Annotated in this window: 15 protein-coding genes and 1 tRNA gene; 6 read left to right on the top strand and 10 right to left on the bottom strand. The window is 72.5% G+C overall.

Features of this window, described 5'->3' with window-relative positions; translation table 11 throughout:
- Positions 1-35 precede the first annotated feature (35 nt).
- Positions 36-1,292, top strand: a complete 1,257-nt coding sequence (locus ACGFIA_RS22005) for an erythromycin esterase family protein (RefSeq protein ID WP_393261736.1) — start codon at positions 36-38, stop codon at positions 1,290-1,292.
- A 35-nt stretch (positions 1,293-1,327) separates the two neighbouring features.
- Here the strand turns inward: ACGFIA_RS22005 and ACGFIA_RS22000 are convergent, their stop codons facing one another.
- The 3 genes from ACGFIA_RS22000 to ACGFIA_RS21990 form a co-directional block, all read right to left on the bottom strand.
- Positions 1,328-3,508, bottom strand: a complete 2,181-nt coding sequence (locus ACGFIA_RS22000) for an MMPL family transporter (RefSeq protein ID WP_393261733.1) — start codon at positions 3,506-3,508, stop codon at positions 1,328-1,330.
- 28 nt (positions 3,509-3,536) lie between these two features.
- The gene (locus ACGFIA_RS21995; protein WP_357383844.1) at positions 3,537-4,082 is read right to left on the bottom strand and encodes a helix-turn-helix domain-containing protein; all 546 of its coding nucleotides are present in this window, start codon (positions 4,080-4,082) and stop codon (positions 3,537-3,539) included.
- Between the two features lie 91 nt (positions 4,083-4,173).
- Positions 4,174-4,764 (bottom strand): PadR family transcriptional regulator, encoded by a 591-nt coding sequence (locus tag ACGFIA_RS21990; protein WP_357480724.1) that lies wholly within the window; start codon positions 4,762-4,764, stop codon positions 4,174-4,176.
- Positions 4,765-4,820: 56 nt separating this feature from the next.
- On the opposite strand from ACGFIA_RS21990, the gene ACGFIA_RS21985 reads away from it, so the two are divergent.
- The gene (locus ACGFIA_RS21985) at positions 4,821-5,999 is read left to right on the top strand and encodes an FAD-dependent oxidoreductase (protein WP_393261729.1); all 1,179 of its coding nucleotides are present in this window, start codon (positions 4,821-4,823) and stop codon (positions 5,997-5,999) included.
- A 1-nt stretch (position 6,000) separates the two neighbouring features.
- Here the strand turns inward: ACGFIA_RS21985 and ACGFIA_RS21980 are convergent, their stop codons facing one another.
- Entirely contained in the window at positions 6,001-6,396 is a 396-nt protein-coding gene (locus tag ACGFIA_RS21980; RefSeq protein WP_357480720.1) for a helix-turn-helix domain-containing protein, read from the bottom strand.
- 89 nt (positions 6,397-6,485) lie between these two features.
- On the opposite strand from ACGFIA_RS21980, the gene ligD reads away from it, so the two are divergent.
- Complete coding sequence (gene ligD, locus ACGFIA_RS21975; RefSeq protein WP_357474619.1) at positions 6,486-7,445, top strand: non-homologous end-joining DNA ligase; 960 nt, start codon at positions 6,486-6,488, stop codon at positions 7,443-7,445.
- 12 nt (positions 7,446-7,457) lie between these two features.
- On the opposite strand, the gene ACGFIA_RS21970 is transcribed toward ligD, so the two are convergent.
- Positions 7,458-8,159 (bottom strand): DUF1275 family protein, encoded by a 702-nt coding sequence (locus ACGFIA_RS21970; RefSeq protein WP_357474622.1) that lies wholly within the window; start codon positions 8,157-8,159, stop codon positions 7,458-7,460.
- A 255-nt stretch (positions 8,160-8,414) separates the two neighbouring features.
- Between ACGFIA_RS21970 and ACGFIA_RS21965 the strand changes: the two genes are divergently transcribed.
- Both ACGFIA_RS21965 and ACGFIA_RS21960 read left to right on the top strand, forming a co-directional pair.
- Positions 8,415-8,660, top strand: coding sequence for a hypothetical protein (locus tag ACGFIA_RS21965; RefSeq protein WP_357474625.1), 246 nt, complete (start codon positions 8,415-8,417; stop codon positions 8,658-8,660).
- A gap of 10 nt (positions 8,661-8,670) precedes the next feature.
- Positions 8,671-9,795 carry a cupin domain-containing protein gene (locus ACGFIA_RS21960; RefSeq protein WP_357474628.1) on the top strand — a complete coding sequence of 375 codons (1,125 nt, stop codon included), beginning with the start codon at positions 8,671-8,673 and terminating at the stop codon, positions 9,793-9,795.
- A 56-nt stretch (positions 9,796-9,851) separates the two neighbouring features.
- On the opposite strand, the gene ACGFIA_RS21955 is transcribed toward ACGFIA_RS21960, so the two are convergent.
- From ACGFIA_RS21955 to ACGFIA_RS21935, 5 genes are all read right to left on the bottom strand, one after another.
- Positions 9,852-11,861 (bottom strand): helix-turn-helix transcriptional regulator, encoded by a 2,010-nt coding sequence (locus ACGFIA_RS21955; RefSeq protein WP_357383854.1) that lies wholly within the window; start codon positions 11,859-11,861, stop codon positions 9,852-9,854.
- Positions 11,862-12,028: 167 nt separating this feature from the next.
- Positions 12,029-12,100 (bottom strand) — tRNA-Arg (locus ACGFIA_RS21950).
- Positions 12,101-12,176: 76 nt separating this feature from the next.
- The gene (locus ACGFIA_RS21945) at positions 12,177-12,872 is read right to left on the bottom strand and encodes a winged helix-turn-helix domain-containing protein (RefSeq protein ID WP_026267749.1); all 696 of its coding nucleotides are present in this window, start codon (positions 12,870-12,872) and stop codon (positions 12,177-12,179) included.
- 400 nt (positions 12,873-13,272) lie between these two features.
- On the bottom strand, positions 13,273-13,947 hold the full coding sequence (locus tag ACGFIA_RS21940) for a DUF305 domain-containing protein (protein WP_357383856.1): 675 nt from the start codon (positions 13,945-13,947) through the stop codon (positions 13,273-13,275).
- 10 nt (positions 13,948-13,957) lie between these two features.
- Positions 13,958-14,794, bottom strand: a complete 837-nt coding sequence (locus ACGFIA_RS21935) for a DUF3105 domain-containing protein (RefSeq protein WP_357383858.1) — start codon at positions 14,792-14,794, stop codon at positions 13,958-13,960.
- A 99-nt stretch (positions 14,795-14,893) separates the two neighbouring features.
- Here ACGFIA_RS21935 and argS point away from each other — a divergent pair, with 99 nt between their 5' ends.
- Positions 14,894-16,561 carry an arginine--tRNA ligase gene (gene argS, locus ACGFIA_RS21930; protein ID WP_357383860.1) on the top strand — a complete coding sequence of 556 codons (1,668 nt, stop codon included), beginning with the start codon at positions 14,894-14,896 and terminating at the stop codon, positions 16,559-16,561.

Here is a 16,561-nt window from a genome sequence, read left to right as displayed (position 1 = left end):
CGGTTTGTCGCGGCGGGGCCCGGGTAGCCGCGGACATGCTGGTACAGCGGCTCGGCGCGCCGAGCGACTTCGACCCCTTGCTGGACCGCGTACGGGACGCTCGGGTGGTGATGATCGGCGAGGCGACGCACGGCAGCTACGACTACTACCGGCTGCGGGAGCAGGTGACCCGGCGGCTCATCGCCGAGCAGGGCTTCGACTTCGTGGCGGTGGAGGGGGACTGGCCGGACTGCGACCGGGTGCACCGGTCGGTGGTCGGTGCGCCGGGCGGCCTGGCCGATCCGCTCGTGGCGCTGGAACGGTTCGAGCGCTGGCCCACCTGGATGTGGGCGAACGCCGAGGTGGCCCGCTTCTGCCGCTGGCTGCGCGCGTGGAACCTGGAACGCCCGGAGGGGGAGCGGGCCGGCTTCCACGGCTTGGACGTGTATTCCCTCTGGGAGTCGATGCAGGCCATCTTCGACTACCTCGGTGAGGAGGACCCGGCGTCGCTGGAGGCGGCCCAGGAGGCGTACCGCTGCTTCGAGCCGTACGGCACGCGGGCCGAGGAGTACGCGATGGCGAGCCGGTTCGTCTCCGCCCGGTGCGAGGAGGAGGTGGTGCGGCTGCTGGCGCGTACCCGGGAACAGGCCGCCGCGGACGGCCCGGACCGCTTCTCGGCCTGGCAGAACGCGGAGGTGGTGGCCGGCGCGGAGCGGTACTACCGGGCCATGGTCGGCGGCGGCCCCGAGTCGTGGAACGTCCGCGACGTGCACATGGCCGACACGCTCGACCGGCTGCTGGACCGGTACGGGCCGGGCTCGCGGGGCATCGTGTGGGCGCACAACACGCACGTCGGCGACGCGCGGGCCACCGACATGGCGGCGGACGGCATGGTCAACATCGGGCAGCTCGGCCGGGAACGGCACGGCCGGGACGCGGTGGCGCTGATCGGCTTCGGCAGCTGGCGCGGCAGCGTGGTGGCCGCGCCGCGCTGGGGCTCACCGGCCGAGACCATGGTGGTGCCGCCGGCCCGGGACGGTTCGGTGGAGCACCGGCTGCACGAGCTGATGCCGGACCGCGCGGTGCTGGTCTTCGGCGGCGACGGCCAGCCGGAATGGGTGACCGGCGAGGCCGACCACCGGGCGATCGGGGTGGTGTACGACCCGAGCTTCGAGTCGTGGGGCAACTACGTGCCGACCCGGCTCGGTGAGCGCTACGACGCGTTCGTCTGGTGCGACGAGACGACGGCGCTGCACCCGCTGCCGACGCGGGTCGCACCGGGCGAGATGGAGACGTACCCGGCGGGGGTGTGACCGGGTGGGGCCCGTCGGACCCCACCCGGTACGGCTCACACCTGCGCGTGCTGCTTCTCGGCAAGGTGGGCGCGCAGGCCCTCACCCTCGACGTCCACGTTGGGCAGGATCTTGTTCAGCCAGCGCGGCAGCCACCACGCGGAGTTGTTCAGCAGCGACATCACCGCCGGCACGATCGTCATCCGGACCACGAACGCGTCGATGGCGACACCGATCGCGAGCGCGAAGCCCATCGACTTGATGATCGGGTCCTCCAGGAAGACGAAGCCGCCGAACACCGAGATCATGATGAGCGCGGCGGCGGTGACCACCCGGGCGCCGTGCCCCATGCCGTTGATGGTGGCCTGCTGGGCGGTGTCGCCGTGCACGAAGTCCTCGCGCATCCGGGAGACCAGGAAGACCTCGTAGTCCATGGCCAGGCCGAACAGGATGCCGATGAGCAGGATCGGCAGGAAGCTGACCAGCGGCGCCGGGGTGTCCAGGCCGACCAGGTCGGCCAGGTGGCCCTGCTGGAACACCGCGACGGTGATGCCGAACGTGGCCGCCACGGTGAGCAGGAAGCCCAGCGCCGCCTTGACCGGCACCAGGATCGACCGGAACACCAGCATCAGCAGCAGGATCGACAGGCCCACCACCAGCAGCAGGTAGACCGGCAGCGCGTCGGAGAGCTTCTCCGACACGTCGATGCCGACCGCCGTGACGCCGGTGAGCAGCACGTCGACGTTCTGGATGCCGGAGACCTGCTTGCGGATGTCGTGCACCACCGTCTCGGTGGCCTCGTCGGTCGGCCCGGACTTCGGGATCACCCCGATCAGCGCGGTACGCCCCGACGGGTCGACCTGCGGCGGGGCCACCGCCAGCACCCCGTCGGTCTTCTGGATCAGCGCGGTCACCTGCGGGATGGCGCCCTGGGTGGCCTGCGGCGAGTCAGCCGTGACCACGACGGCGAGCCGGCCGGTGAAGCCGGGACCGAAGCCCTCGCGGATCAGGTCGCTGCTGACCCGGGCCGGGGTGCCCTCGGCGGCGGCGGAGGCGTCCGGCAGCGCCAGGCGCATGTCCTGCGCCGGGATCGCCAGCAGGCCGAGGCCGAGCAGGCCGACGAGGATCACCGGGATGCGGAACCTGGTCACCCAGCGGGCCCAGCGGAAGCCGAAGCCGGAGCGGTCCTCCGAGCCGGTGGTCGGGTCCTCGACCGCCTTGCGGTCGCGCAGCTTGCGCGGCAGCACCTTGTGGCCGGCGAAGCCGAGCAGCGCCGGGGCCAGCGTGATCGCCACGAGCACGGCCACGGTGACGGTGCCGGCGGCGGCCAGGCCCATCACGGTGAGGAACGGGATGCCCACCACGGCCAGGCCGGCGAGCGCCACCACCACCGTCGCGCCGGCGAAGACCACAGCCGAGCCGGCGGTGCCGACCGCGCGGCCGACCGCCTCCTCCGGGGAGAGCCCGTCGAGCAGGTTCTGCCGGTGCCGGGAGGTGATGAACAGCGAGTAGTCGATACCGACCGCGAGGCCGAGCATCAGCGCCAGGATCGGCGCGGTGCTTGTCAGCTCGACCGCGCCGCTGAGCGCGAACAGGCCGGCCATGCCGACGCCCACGCCGATCAGCGCGTTCAGCATGGTCATCCCGGCCGCCACGAGCGAGCCGAACGTGATGACCAGGACGATCGCCGCGACCAGCACGCCGATCGCCTCGGTCGAGCCGACCTCCGGCTCACCGTTCAGCACCTCGCCGCCGGGCGCGATCTGCCAGCCCTGCGCCTCGGCCTGCGCGCCGACCTTCTCGTACGCGTCGCGCTGCTCGTCGGTGACCTCGTCCGCCCCACCGGCGAACTGCACCTGGATCAGCGCGTACCGGCCGTCCGGGGTGAGCGCCTGCGCCTGGTACGGGTCGACCGCGCCGACCACGCCGGGGAGCGTGGCCGCCTCCTGCGTGACCTGCTGGACCACCGCCTGTCCGGCGGGTGAGGTGAGCGCGCCGTCCTGTGGTGCCTTGATCGCGATGGTGCCGGTGGCGCCACTGGCCGCCGGGAAGCGGTCGGCGAGCAGGTCGATCGCCTTCTGCGACTCGGTGCCCGGCATGGTGAAGTTGCTCGCCGTCGGGCCGCGCAGCGTGGCCGCGGCCAGGCCGAGTCCGACGAGTACGACGAGCCAGACGACGGCGACGAGTCGCCGCCGGCGCAGGGATGCCCGGCCGAGCCGGTACAGCAGGGTCGCCATGGACCTTCCTTGTCCTCGCAGTTTCGGATCAGGTGGTGACTTCGAGCGCGCGGTACGCCACGGCGAGCAGCGCGGGGCGCAACTGCTCGTCGGGGATGTCCAGGAACTCGCCGCAGGTCTCGGCGATGCCGGCGAGCACGACGAGCGCGGCGACGCGGGCCTCCGGCCGGTCGGAGAAGCCGGCGAAGGCCGCGACCAGCCGTTCGGAGATCTGCTGGATGTGCGTGAACGCGGGCTGCTGGAGCAGGTCGGGGAACTCGCCCCGGAGCAGCGCGATCTCCCGGCGGAAGCGGACCGCCAGGTCGACGAAGCCGTCCGCGGCGACGCGTTGGGCCCCGGCGCCGGTGTGCGCGGCGATCCGGGCGTCCAGCTCCTCCAGCATCGTGATGGCCGGGGCCATCAGCTCGCAGAGCAGGGCGTCCTTGCTGGCGAAGTGGTAGAGCACCGTCGCCTTGGAGCAGCCCACCTCACGGGCGATGTCCTGGAGCGAGGTGCCCTTGTAGCCGGTTACGCCGAACCGGCGAGCGGCCGCGGCCAGCAGCTCGTCGTGGGTGGCGGTAGTGGGTCGCGCCATGTCCTCCAGCATGCCTGACCGATCGGTCAGGTGCTGACCGATCGGTCAGATCCGGTCCGTGGCGTTCACCACAACTGCCTGTCCGCGCAGGTCAGGACGGTGTGCCGGTCCAGTCGGCGAGCCATTCCCCGGACCAGGTGAGGGCGCCGGAGCGCAGGTCGGCCACGAGCCGGCGTACCCAGTCCAGCTCGGCGCGGAGCACTGTCAGCTGGTACTCGTCCTCGATCAGGAAGAGCCGGGGCAGCCGTACCCCGGCCAGCGTCGCCTCGCGCTCGCGCAACCGCGCCTCGATGGCGCCGGCCCGCTGGTCGAGCCGCCGGGCCGCCTCCTCGGGCGGCAGGATCGGCAGGAACGACAGGGCGGCGGGGAACTCCGGGAACTCCCGGGCGGGGGTGGCGAGCGCGTCGGCGAGCCACCCGTCGAGGGTGCGCCGGCCGACCGGCGTGAGCGCGTACACGGTGCGCTCCGGCCGCCCCTCCTCGCGCCTGGTCTCGGCCACCCGGATCAGCTCGTCACGGCGCAGCCGCTCGATGGTCTGGTAGATGCTGTTGCGCTGCGCGACGTTCACCACGTCCTGCTTGTCGCGCTCCCGGATGAGCTGCTGCATCCGGTACGCGTGCATCGGCTCCTCGACCAGGAGGGCCAGCACCATCATCGCCAGCGGCGAGCGACGAACCGTCATGGCCCCACCCTAGGTGCCCCCTGTCGCACCATAGTCATTTTATGTATAGTCATGGCATGACTAATGCTGTCGTCATCGGTGCCGGACTCGCGGGCCCGGTCGCCGCCATGGCGCTGCGGCGCGCCGGCATCGACGCCTCGGTGTACGAGGCGTACTCGCGGGACGCGGTCGGAGTGGGCGCGTTCCTGACGCTGTCGGCCAACGGGCTCGACGCGCTGCGCGCGATCGACCTCGACGGCCTGGTGGGCGGGCTCGGGCACCCGACGCCCCGGATGCTCATGCACAACCACAGGGGGCGCCGGCTCGCCGAGTTCGGGGCACCCGGCAGCCGTACGGTCGGCCGTTCCGACCTCTACCGGGCGCTGCGCGACGAGGCGCTGCGCCGGGGCGTGGAGTTCGTCCACGGCGCGCGGCTGACCGGCGCCGACACGACCGGCGGTGGGGTGACTGCCCGGTTCGCCGACGGCCGCACCGCTCGCGGTGACCTGCTCATCGGCGCCGACGGGCTGCGCTCCCGGGTCCGCGCGCTGATCGACCCGGCCGCCCCCGCGCCGCGCTACGTGCCGCTGCTGAACGCCGGCGGATTCGCCCGCGGGCTGCGCCTGCCCGACGAGCGCGGCGTGATGCAGATGATGTTCGGCCGGCGCTGCTTCTTCTGCTGGATCGTGGTCGGGGAGGACGAGGTCTGGTGGTTCGCCAACCCGCCACAGCCGGTCGAGCCGAGCCGGGAGCGACCCGCCGCGACAAGCCCGGACGAGGCCCGGTCCCGGCTGCGCGCGTTGCTCGCCGCCGACCCGGGCCCGGCGACGCGGATCCTCGACCACACCGAGCGCATCGAGTACGGCTGGCCGACGTACGACCTGCCCTCGGTGCCGGTCTGGCACCGCGACGGCATGATCGTGATCGGCGACGCGGCGCACACCGCCGCCCCCTCCTCCGGGCAGGGCGCGGCGATGGCCTTCGAGGACGCCGTCCAGCTCGCCCGCTGCCTGCGTGACCTGCCGGACGTGCCCTCGGCGTTCCGCGCCTACGAGCGGCTGCGCCGCGACCGGGTGCAGCGGGTGGTCGCGCAGGGGCGGCGGACCAGCACCACGAAGGTCGCCGGCCCGGTCGGCCGGTTGGTCCGGGACCTGGGCATGCCGCTGGCCGCCCGCTACCTGGCGCGCGACGGCGGCGCCGCCCAGGCCTGGCTGTTCGACCACCACATCGACTGGGCCGAGCGGGTGCCGGGCTGAGTCAGGCCGGTGGGCCGCCGTGCGTGCGGTCGTACTCGGCCCGGGCCGCGCTGATCGCCTCGCGGTGCCGCTCCGCCCAGCTCGTCAGCGCCACCAGCGACTCGTACAGCTCCTGGGCCATCGGGGTGGCGGTGTACTCCACCTTCGGCGGCACCGTGGGATGCACGTGCCGGTGCAGCAGCCCGTCCCGCTCAAGGTTGCGCAGCGTCAGCGTGAGCATCCGGCGGCTGATCCCCTCCACCCGGCGCTCCAGCTCGGTGAAGCGGACCGGGCCGGCCGAGGCGGCGATGAGGATGCCGATGGCCCACTTCCCGCCCACCCGGTCCAGCGCCTCCCGCACGGTGCAGGCGCTCGCCTGCTCCGCAGACACGCACCGGTCCGCCTCCACGTCACCCACCCCTCGATCGTCGCAGGTGCGGGCCGCCGAGACGCGCTGGGCACCGTGTCGGGGTTGCCGAGCCGGGCGCGGCCCGGGAAGGTGGTCCGATGGGCGCAGCCGACGAGACCCGGGCCGGAGTGTCGCTGACCAACCTCGACCAGCCGCTGTTCGACGGCGCCGGGGCGACCAAACGCGACCTGGTCGACTACCTCGACGTGGTGGGCGACCGGATCCTGCCGGAACTGCGGGACCGGCCGCTGTCGGTGCTGCGGGTGCGGCCCGGCCAGGAGCCGTTCATGCAGAAGAACCTGCCGAAGTACACGCCCGACTGGGTACGCCGCACCGAGGTGTGGGCGGAGGCGTCACACCGGAAGATCTCGTACGCCCTCTGCGACGACCGGCGGACGCTGCTCTGGTTCGCCAACCAGCGGGCGGTGGAGTACCACCCGACGCTGGCCCGCACCGGGGCGCCCGAACACCCGACCCACCTGGTGCTCGACCTGGACCCGCCGGAGGGGAACGCGTTCGGCGCCGTGGTGCGGGTCGCGCTGCTGGTGCGCCAGGCGCTCGCCGACGCCGGGCTGGCGGGCGCGGTGAAGACGAGCGGCGCCAAGGGGCTGCACGTGATCGTGCCGGTGAACCCGGCGACCACCGCGGAGGAGGCCGCCGCCGCGACCCGGGCGCTCGCCGCCCGTACCGAACGGCTCGACCCGGCGGCCGCGACCACCGCGTTCATCGTCGCCGACCGCGGCGGCCGCGTCTTCGTCGACTCGACCCGGGCGTACGGGGCGACGGTGGTGGCCGCCTACAGCCCTCGGATCCGGCCCGGCGCCCCCGTCTCGTACCCGGTGGGCTGGACCGACCTGGAGAGCGCGAGCCCGGCCGACTTCACCGTGCGGACCGTGCCCGCGCTGCTCGGTGACCGGGATCCCTGGGCGGAGGCGCTGCCCGCGCCGCAGCGGCTGCCGGCGGAACTCGTCGAGCACGGTCGGACCATTCCGGTGGCCCGGGTGCAGGCCATGCACGAGGGCAAGCGCCGCGCGAAGGCCCGCCGCGAGGCCGGGTGAGGCCCGCCCGCGTCAGCGACGTCCGGTCGCCGTCGCGGGGGGCCGCTTGCCCCAGGTGAACGCGATGAGCACCACGGCCAGCGCCCAGGTGACGATCATCGTCCAGATCGGGCGGGTCTCGGTGGCCGCGCCGACGAAGCCGCCGATCGCGTAGCTGACCAGGCAGAGCAGGCCGGTCGCGGCGAGCCGCCCGGTAGCGCTGCGGCCCTCCGGCTCGAACACCCAGTCGGCGATGCCCTTCGTGGTGCGCAGCACGGTGCCGGTCTGGTACGAGGTGGCGGTCTGCACGCCGAACGTGCGGACCACGAGCCCGCCGAGGATGCCGACCGGGAACGCCAGCAGCGCGGTCAGGATCGTGCGCTCGGTAAGCGAGTCGCGGCCCGAGTCGAGGGACCGGTCCACCAGCCCCCAGAGCACGAGCAGCGCCAGCATGGCGAGCAGTTCCATGCCCGGCGGGGTGAGCGGGCCGGCCGGGCGCACACGGCGGATCCCCGCGCCGAGCAGCCCGCCGAGGCCGAACGCGACAAGTGACGCCAGCGCGGACGGCCACGCCTTGAGGTGACCGGCGGCACCCATTCCGACGAATGCCACGTTGCCCGTCTGAATACCTACGAACACCTTGTACTTGAGGAACGAGAACGCGTCGACCACACCGGCGAGGCCGGTGGCGAGCGCAAGTGCGAGAAATGGTACGTGGAAGTCGTATTCCCCCACCCGCCAGCGGTCCTCCGCGCTCCGGGCAGCCCTCGCAGAACTGTTCGCAGAATTGGACATCCGGCTTCCTACCCTCGTATCCGGCTTGTGAAACCGGTCCGGGATCCGATGGCAGAAAATACGCGGCGCGCGTTTTGTGCGGCCGTTCGTCCGATTCCGTGGAATAGCGCGATCGCGTGGTTACCCGATTGGCCCGGGTTCGGCAACATCGCCATTGCGTTCCGGCGACGCGAATCACCGAAGGAGGCCGGGCACATGTTCGTGCTCCCGATCACCAGACTGCGCGTCACGCTCTACTCGATCGCGGCTCTGGCCGTCGCCGGAGTCGCCGTCGACGCTCCGGTCTGGAGCGTCGTGGCGTCTCTGTTCCTCTGTGTCGCGCTTCCGCTCGCGGTGGCCCTGCAGAGCCCGGAGCACCTGCGGGCGTTGTTCGTCCCGTCCCGGGCCGCCGACGCGGCGGCCCACACCCGGAAGGAAACTCGTCATGCCCAGATCCACTGACCGTGCCGGTATGGGATCGCCCAAGGACCACCAGATGGTCGGCACGGTCCCGCGGAATCCGGCGATCGACCAGTCCCACCCCGACCTGGTGCACCCGCCGTCGACGGACCACGGACTCCTGCCCAACATGGTGTTCCCGTTCTCGCTGGCGCACACCCGCCAGGAGAGCGGCGGCTGGACCCGGGAGATCACCAACCGTCTCCTGCCGATCGCCCACGACCTGGCGATCGTGAACATGAAGCTCAACCCCGGCGCGTACCGGGAACTGCACTGGCACATCCAGTCGGAATGGGCCTTCGTCCTCACCGGCAGCTGCCGGATCGCCGCCGTGGACCAGGAGGGCCGCAACTTCCTCGAAGACGTCAAGGCCGGCGACCTCTGGTACTTCCCGGCCGGCATCCCGCACCACATCCAGGCGCACGAGGAGGGTGTGGAGTTCCTGCTCGTCTTCGACGACGGCTGCTACTCCGAGGACGCGACGTTCCAGGTGACCGACTTCTTCTCGCACGTGCCGAGGGAGGTCATCGCCAAGAACTTCGGCTGGACCATGCAGCAGATGGCCAATTTCCCGGACGAGTCCGAGCGGTACATCTTCCCCGGGCAGGCGCCGCCGCCGCTGGCCGAGGACCGGGTGTTCAGCCCCACCGGCGACGTGCCCCGCACGTTCAAGCACAGCCTGCTCGCCCAGACACCGGAGAAGTTCGAGGGCGGGAGCGTACGGATCGCCGACTCGAGCAACTTCGCCGCGGCGATCACCACGACCGTCGCCATGGTGGAGATCGAACCGGGCGCGCTGCGGGAACTGCACTGGCACCCGAACGGCGCCGAGATGCAGTACGTGATCTCGGGCAAGGGGCGGATGGGTGTCTTCGCCAACCACGGCACCGCGCGCACCTTCAACATGGAGACCGGCGACGTCGGATACGTGCCGATCTCGATGGGCCACTACATCGAGAACATCGGCGACAAGCCGTTCGTCTACCTGGAGCTGTTCCGGACCGCGAAGTTCGAGGACGTGTCGCTCGCGCAGTGGCTGGCGAACGTCCCGCCCGAGGTGGTGGCGGACACGATCAACGTGCCGCGCGAACTGGTCGAGGCACTGCCGAAGACGAAGAGCCCGGTGCAGCGGCACTGAGGCCGGACCGGTACGCGGACGCCACGCCCCTCGCGTGGCGTCCGCGCCGTGTCCGGTCAGCCGACGTCCCGGGCCTCCCAGACCAGCGCCAGCTCCACCCGGTTGCGGACACCGAGCTTGGCGTAGATCGAGCGCAGGTGGGTGTCGACGGTGTGGAACGAGACGAACAGGTCCCGGGCCGCCTCCTGCTTCGTCATGCCGACCGCGAGCAGTTCGGCCACCCGTACCTCGGCGGGGGTCAGCGCGGCCACGGCCGGGCGGCCGGCGTCGTCACCCACCGGGCTGCCGGCCTCCGGCGTCCGGGCCCCGTCGCTCGCCGCGCCCATCCGCGTGTACATCGCGGCGGCCTCGGCGAGCAGGTCGAACGTCTCCGCGGGCGGCAGCCCGGGCGAGCGCGCCAGGTCGTGCAGCGCGTCGGCCAGGGCCGGCCGCGCGGAGGTGGTACGCAGCAGCCGTACCGCCGCGCGCAGTGCCGCCGGATCGCCTGTGAGCAGCCCGTCGACCTGGTGCGCCACGCCGCGCCAGAGCGCGTTGTTCGCCATCCCGGCGGCCCGCTTCAGCTGGTCGGCGAGGTTCTCGGCGCGCTGCCGGTCACCGAGCGCCAGCGCCGCGCGGACCAGTCGCGGGCCGTGGTGCGGCACCAGCAGCAGGGGCGCCATCGAACGGTCCGGCAGGGCGAAGGCGACGCCCAGGAGCGCGGTGTGCCGGCCCGGTTCCGGGTCACCGGCGGCGGCGCAGCCGAGCCGGAACCACTGCACGTCGTCGGGCCAGCCCACAGCGGGGCGTTCCCCGGCCAGAAGTTCCCGGGCCGCTGCCACCTCACCCCGGCGCAACAGCACCTCCACCACTGTGGCGAGCAGGTCCACCCGGGCCGGTGCCGGCAGGGCGCCGCCGCGTTCGGTCAACGCGAGGCGGGCCCGGGCCTCGGCCTCGGCCAGCTCTCCGGTGGCGAGCCGCAGCACGCAGTCCAGCGCGGTGACCAGCGGCTGCGCCACCGCACCGAGCGTGTCGATCTCAGCGGCGACGCCGTCGAGCGCGGTCACCGCGTCGACGTACCGGCCGAGCGCGATCTGGTTCGCCACCCGGTCGACGCGCAGGAAGATCGCCTGGGTGCGGGCGGCGGGCTCGCCCGCGTCCACCTCCTGGAGGATCCGCGCGGCGCCGGGCAGGTCGCCGACAGCGGTCGCCCGGGCCGCGTTCGCCAGGGCCAGCCGGATACCGCCGCCGGGGGAGGGGCTGCGCTCGTGGGCCCGCTGCGCCGCCGCCACCAGCTCGGCGGCGTCGGGATGCCCGAACCGGGCCGCCAGCGACGCCAGCATGGTGAGCGTCCAGCTCCGCCCGGCGGCGTCGAGCTCCTGGTTCAGTGCCCGGCCGAGGTACGTCAGGGACAGCGAGGGACGCTGGGTCGCGTAGTGGGCGCCGAGCCGCCCGAGCAGCATCGCCCGCTGGCGCGGCCCGTACCGGTCGGCGGCGACCTCCCGGTGCAGCATGCTCAGCGTCTCGTCCACCCGGCCCGCCAGGTAGAGGTTGTCGGCGACGTCGACCAGCCAGGCCAGGCGCGCGTCGGCCGATCCGGGCGCGGGGGCGGCCAGCAGCAGATCCGCGGCGAGGCTCGGGCCGACCGCCGGGTCGGCCGCCAGCCGCGTGGCGAGCGCCCGCGCGGACCGGCTCACCGCCGGCGTGGCCCGCAGGAGCTGCCGGGCGGCCTGGGCCGGACGCCCGGCGTCGGCGAGCACCCCGGCGGCCACCTCGCGCAGCGCCTGACGCACCGAGGGTGGGGTGTCCCGCAGGATGCCGTCGCGCAACGCGATCGAGGCCAGCCGCAGCCCGGCGGCGGTGTCGGCGAGGAACCCGCGCGCGATCAGCTCCTCCACCGTCGCGTCGATCGGCTCGTCCGGCGTGGTGCCGGTGCCGGTGGCCACCGCTTCGAGGAACCACAGGCCGCACGGGGCGTCGGCGACGGCGACACCGCGCAGCACCCACCGCTGCGCGGTGGTCAACGACGAGGAAACGCCTGTGTGCATCTTGGGGCGGCTGGTCAGCGGCGTCTCGGGCAACTGGCTCACCTTCGCTGAGGTTCGACCCGTTCACCGCGAGGTTAGCCAGCTCGTGACCTGCTCATCCCCGAATCGGGGGGACAAAGGTGAGGGTTGCTCAGATGGCCTGGACACGACGAAGGCCCTCGACCGGTCTGGTCAAGGGCCTTGTGGTGATCGAGGTTTGCTAGCAAGTGTGCCCCCGGCAGGATTCGAACCTGCGCCCCCGCCTCCGGAGGGCGGTGCTCTATCCCCTGAGCTACGGGGGCTCAGCGACCCGAGAAGAGTAGCAAACCCCCTCCCGGATCACCGAATCGGTACCCCCGCGAGTCGATCTTCGTCGGATCAGGCGGCGGCGACGGCGCGACCGCAGCTCGGCAGCGGGTGCAGCACGACCCGCCGAGGCAGCCGGCGGGGCCACTCGTTGCGCGGCCACGAGCCGTCCACGATCAGGTGGACCGTGCGTTCCTCGGCGCCGCTGAGCCGCAGGACGAAGTCCCGGGGCAGCGGCGGATCCACCGACGGTGTGGTCACCATGAACCGCACCCGCCCCCGCGAGGAGACCGCCGACACCACGTCGGCGGCGGGCATGGTGCCGCGCAGGCGTACCCGGCCGATCCAGTAGACCTCGGCGGCGTGCTCCTGGGCCGCCCGCGTGATCGCCGGGTACTCGCTGCGTACCCAGCGCTCGACCGCGCCGACGCACAGGCCGCAGGCCCGCTCGCGCGGCTCGCGCGGCCCGAGCCCCCAGGCCCGCAGGTACGCCCCGACGGTGCCGGCGTCCATCGCCAGCCCGAACCGGCGCTCGATGAGGGCGGTCAGGCTCTGCCGTGTCCAGAGCTCCTCGTCGAGGCCGAACTCGTCGGGGTGGACCCCCCGGAGCACGTCGATGAGTTCGAGTTCCTGTTCGCGGCTGAGCGTTCCCGGCTCGCCCTGCCGCAGTCCGCGACGGACGGCTGCCACCGCTCCGTCACCGCCGATGGTGTGGCGTCGGCACCAGCTGGTCACCGACCGCCCTGCGTCTCTGAGTGCAACCCCCACGTCTTGGGCAACGAGCCCGAATCGCAACTGGTCACGATATGTGGGTAGAAAACTCTCCAACCCCCACAATGACCCGTTAACCCCAAACCGTTACAAACGCCCATACCGAACATTCCGGACAGTGCGTAGCTCCCACCCCCGAGATCTTGGTACGAAACCGCCCTCCCAGGGGTGCCCCCGTACCAAGATCTCCAGGCGTCTGCCCTGGCCCTCGCGATCTTGCACTTTCGGCCCTCCGATAACGGGGCGAATCCGGCATCCAGGGGGCAGCAACTGCAAGATCGCGGGGGCGGGGGCGGGGGCGGGGGCGGGGGCGGGGGCGGGGGCGGGGAGGGCGGGATGGGTGAGGCCCGGTGCCCCTGGGAGGGGGACCGGGCCTCGGTGGTGAGTGGTGCGGTGTTTACGGGGTGCCGCCCAGGCGCTTCAGGGCGGCGCTCAGGTTGGTCAGGTCGTTCTGCTGGGTGTTCTTCATGACCTGGGCGACCGCCAGCACGTCGTCGTCGTGCCCCTCGTCGAGGATGCCGTCGATCATGTGCACCCCGCCGATGTGGTGGCGGATCATCATCTGGAGGAAGAGCACGTCGAACTCGCGACCGCTCGCCGCGCGCAGCTTCGCCATCTCCTCCGGCGTCGCCATGCCCGGCATGAGGCCGTCCTTGATCAGCCCGCCGCCGTCCGGCATCCACGCCATCGGGGCCTGGTCACCGGTCGGGTCCAGCTTCCAGGAGCGCAGCCAGGTCTGCATGGTGCCGATCTCGCCCTGCTGGCCGGTGGCGATGTCCACGCCGACCTGGCGTACCTCGGGGTCCTGGCCCTGGCTGAACGCCAGCAGGCCCATGGCCACTGCCTGGTTGTGGTGCGCGGTCATGTCCCGGGCGAACCCGGCCTCCGGCGAGTTCTCACCGGGCCGGGTGAGCGTCGGGGTGAGCAGGCCGCCCGCGTACCCGAGGACCAGCCCGACCACGAGGGCGGCGGCCACCGCCAGCAGGCCGTAGCGGCGCACCGCGCCCCGGCCGCCCTGGTCGGCGGCCGGAGCCTCGTCCAGCTCGTCGTCGGTGGTCACCGGAGCGGTCATCGCGGCTTCCTCACTGGGTGGGCTGCTGGGGCATGTTGTTCTGCAGGTTGTCCCGCGGGGCGGTGCCGGTGGCGGTGACGCCCTGGTCGCAGAGCGCGTTCGGGCCCTCGATGGAGGCGTTCACCCGCAGCGTCTTGATGAACTCGTCGATCCGGCCGTCGTCGGCGTTGTCGACCTTGAGCTGGTAGCCCCAGGCCTGGAGGGAGATCGGCTTGTCCAGACCCTCGAACGGGCTGAGCATCAGCTTCTCCTTGCCCTGCACCTTGCCGCGCAGCTTCTCCACCTGGTCGGCGGGCAGGTCCGGGCGGTAGGTGATCCAGACCGTGCCGTGCTCCAGGCTGTGCACCGCGTGCTCGTTGGCGATCGGGGCGTCGTAGACGTCACCCATGCAGTTCTGCCAGGCCTGGTTGTGCGGGCCGCCGACCGGCGGGGCGATGTCGTACTTGATCGTGCCGGGCTGGTGGTTACCGCCCTTGACCAGGTCCTTGTCCTTGGCGCGGTAGTCGACGATGCCGTCGATCGCCTCGGCCCGCTTCTGCCAGGGCTGGGCGCCCTGGTAGACCGCCCAGGCGCCGGCGCCGATGATGCCCACGGCCAGGACGCCGACCGCGACGAAGAGGGCGATCGGACCCCAGGAGCGGCCCTGGCTGACCTTCACCGGGGTGACCGGCTTGCGGCCCTTGCCCCCGGCGCCCTGCCGTGGCGTGCCCTTGCCGCCCCCGGCCTTGCCCGAGCCGGCCTTCGCGGCGGGCTTGTCGGCAGCCGCGGGCCGGCCGGCGGCCGGCTTCTTGCCGGTGCTGACCACGGTGGGACGGCGTTCCGGGCCGCCCGGGGTGCTGATGCTCATCGTGCCTCGTCAGGTCGGTCGGTCAGGGGGAGCGCGGGACCGGTTCACATGCTGGGTCGCCGCCGCGGTGCCCGAGTCTACCCCCGATAACATGGATCAGTGACTCCCGCAGAACTCGCCGAGGTCGTCCTCGCCGCAGCCCACGCCGTCTTCGACGAGCGGGGACTGGACCGCGCCGCGCTGCCCGCGCAGACCACCGTCGAGCGACCCCGTAATCCGGATCACGGTGACTACGCCTCGACGCTGGCGCTCCAGCTCAGCAAGAAGGTGGGTGTGCCCCCGCGGGAGCTGGCCACCGCGCTGGCCGACGAGCTGGCCAAGGCGCCGGGGATCAAGTCGGTGGAGATCGCCGGGCCCGGCTTCCTCAACGTCCGCCTGGACGCGGCCGCCGCCGGTCAGCTCGCCAAGGTCATCGTCGAGGCCGGTCCGGCGTACGGGCGCAGCGACACGCTCGCCGGTCAGCGGATCAACCTGGAGTTCGTCTCGGCGAACCCGACCGGCCCGGTGCACATCGGCGGGGTCCGCTGGGCGGCCGTCGGCGACGCGCTCAGCCGCCTGCTCCGCGCCACCGGCGCCGACGTGGGCACCGAGTACTACTTCAACGACGCCGGCTCCCAGATCGACCGGTTCGCCCGCTCGCTGCTGGCCGCCGCGAAGGGCGAGCCCGCGCCGGAGGACGGCTACGGCGGCGCGTACATCGCGGAGATCGCCGCCGAGGTGGTCCGGCTGCGGCCGGATGTGCTCGAGCTTCCCGAGGACGCCGCCCAGGATGTGTTCCGGACCGAGGGCGTCCAGCTCATGTTCGCCGAGATCAAGTCCTCGCTGCGCGACTTCGGGGTGGAGTTCGACACGTACTTCAACGAGAAGGACCTGCACGACCGGGGCGCGCTGGACGCGGCGCTGGCCCGGCTGCGCGAGCAGGGGCACGTCTTCGAGTCCGAGGGCGCGACCTGGCTGCGCACCACCGAGTTCGGCGACGACAAGGACCGGGTGCTGCGCAAGTCCAACGGCGAGTGGACCTACTTCGCCGCCGACTGCGCCTACTACCTGAACAAGCGGGAGCGCGGCTTCGACCGGGTCGTGATCATGCTGGGTGCCGACCACCACGGCTACATCGGCCGGATGAAGGCGATGTCCGCGTGCTTCGGCGACGACCCGGCGCGCAACCTGGAGATCCTCATCGGCCAGCTGGTCAACCTGGTCCGCGACGGCGCCCCGGTGCGGATGAGCAAGCGGGCCGGCACCGTGGTCACGCTGGAGGACCTGGTCGACGCGATCGGCGTGGACGCCGCCCGGTACGCGCTGGCCCGCTACTCGGCCGACTCGCCCATCGACATCGACGTGGAGCTGTGGACCCGGGCCAAGAACGACAACCCGGTCTACTACGTGCAGTACGTCGCGGCGCGTACCGCCGGGGCGGCCCGCAACGCGGCCGAGATCGGGCTGACCCGTGGCGACGCCGCCGCGTTCCAGCCGGAGCTGCTCGGCCACGACAAGGAGAACGAGCTGCTCAAGGCTCTCGCCGAGTTCCCGGCCGTGGTGGCCACCGCCGCCGAGCTGCGCGAACCGCACCGGGTGGCGCGCTACCTGGAGGAGAGCGTCGCGCAGGCGTACCACCGGTTCTACGACAACTGCCGGATCGCCCCGCAGGGCGACGAGGAGATCACCGACACCCACCGGGCCCGGCTCTGGCTCAACGACGCCACCCGGGTGGTCGTCGCCAACGGCCTGCACCTGCTCGGGGTGTCCGCGCCGGAGCGGATGTGA

Source organism: Micromonospora sp. NPDC049203 (assembly GCF_043197215.1).
Classification (GTDB): domain Bacteria; phylum Actinomycetota; class Actinomycetes; order Mycobacteriales; family Micromonosporaceae; genus Micromonospora.
The sequence above is the reverse complement of the archived record's forward strand: the minus strand, read 5'-3'. Positions and strand labels throughout refer to the sequence as shown.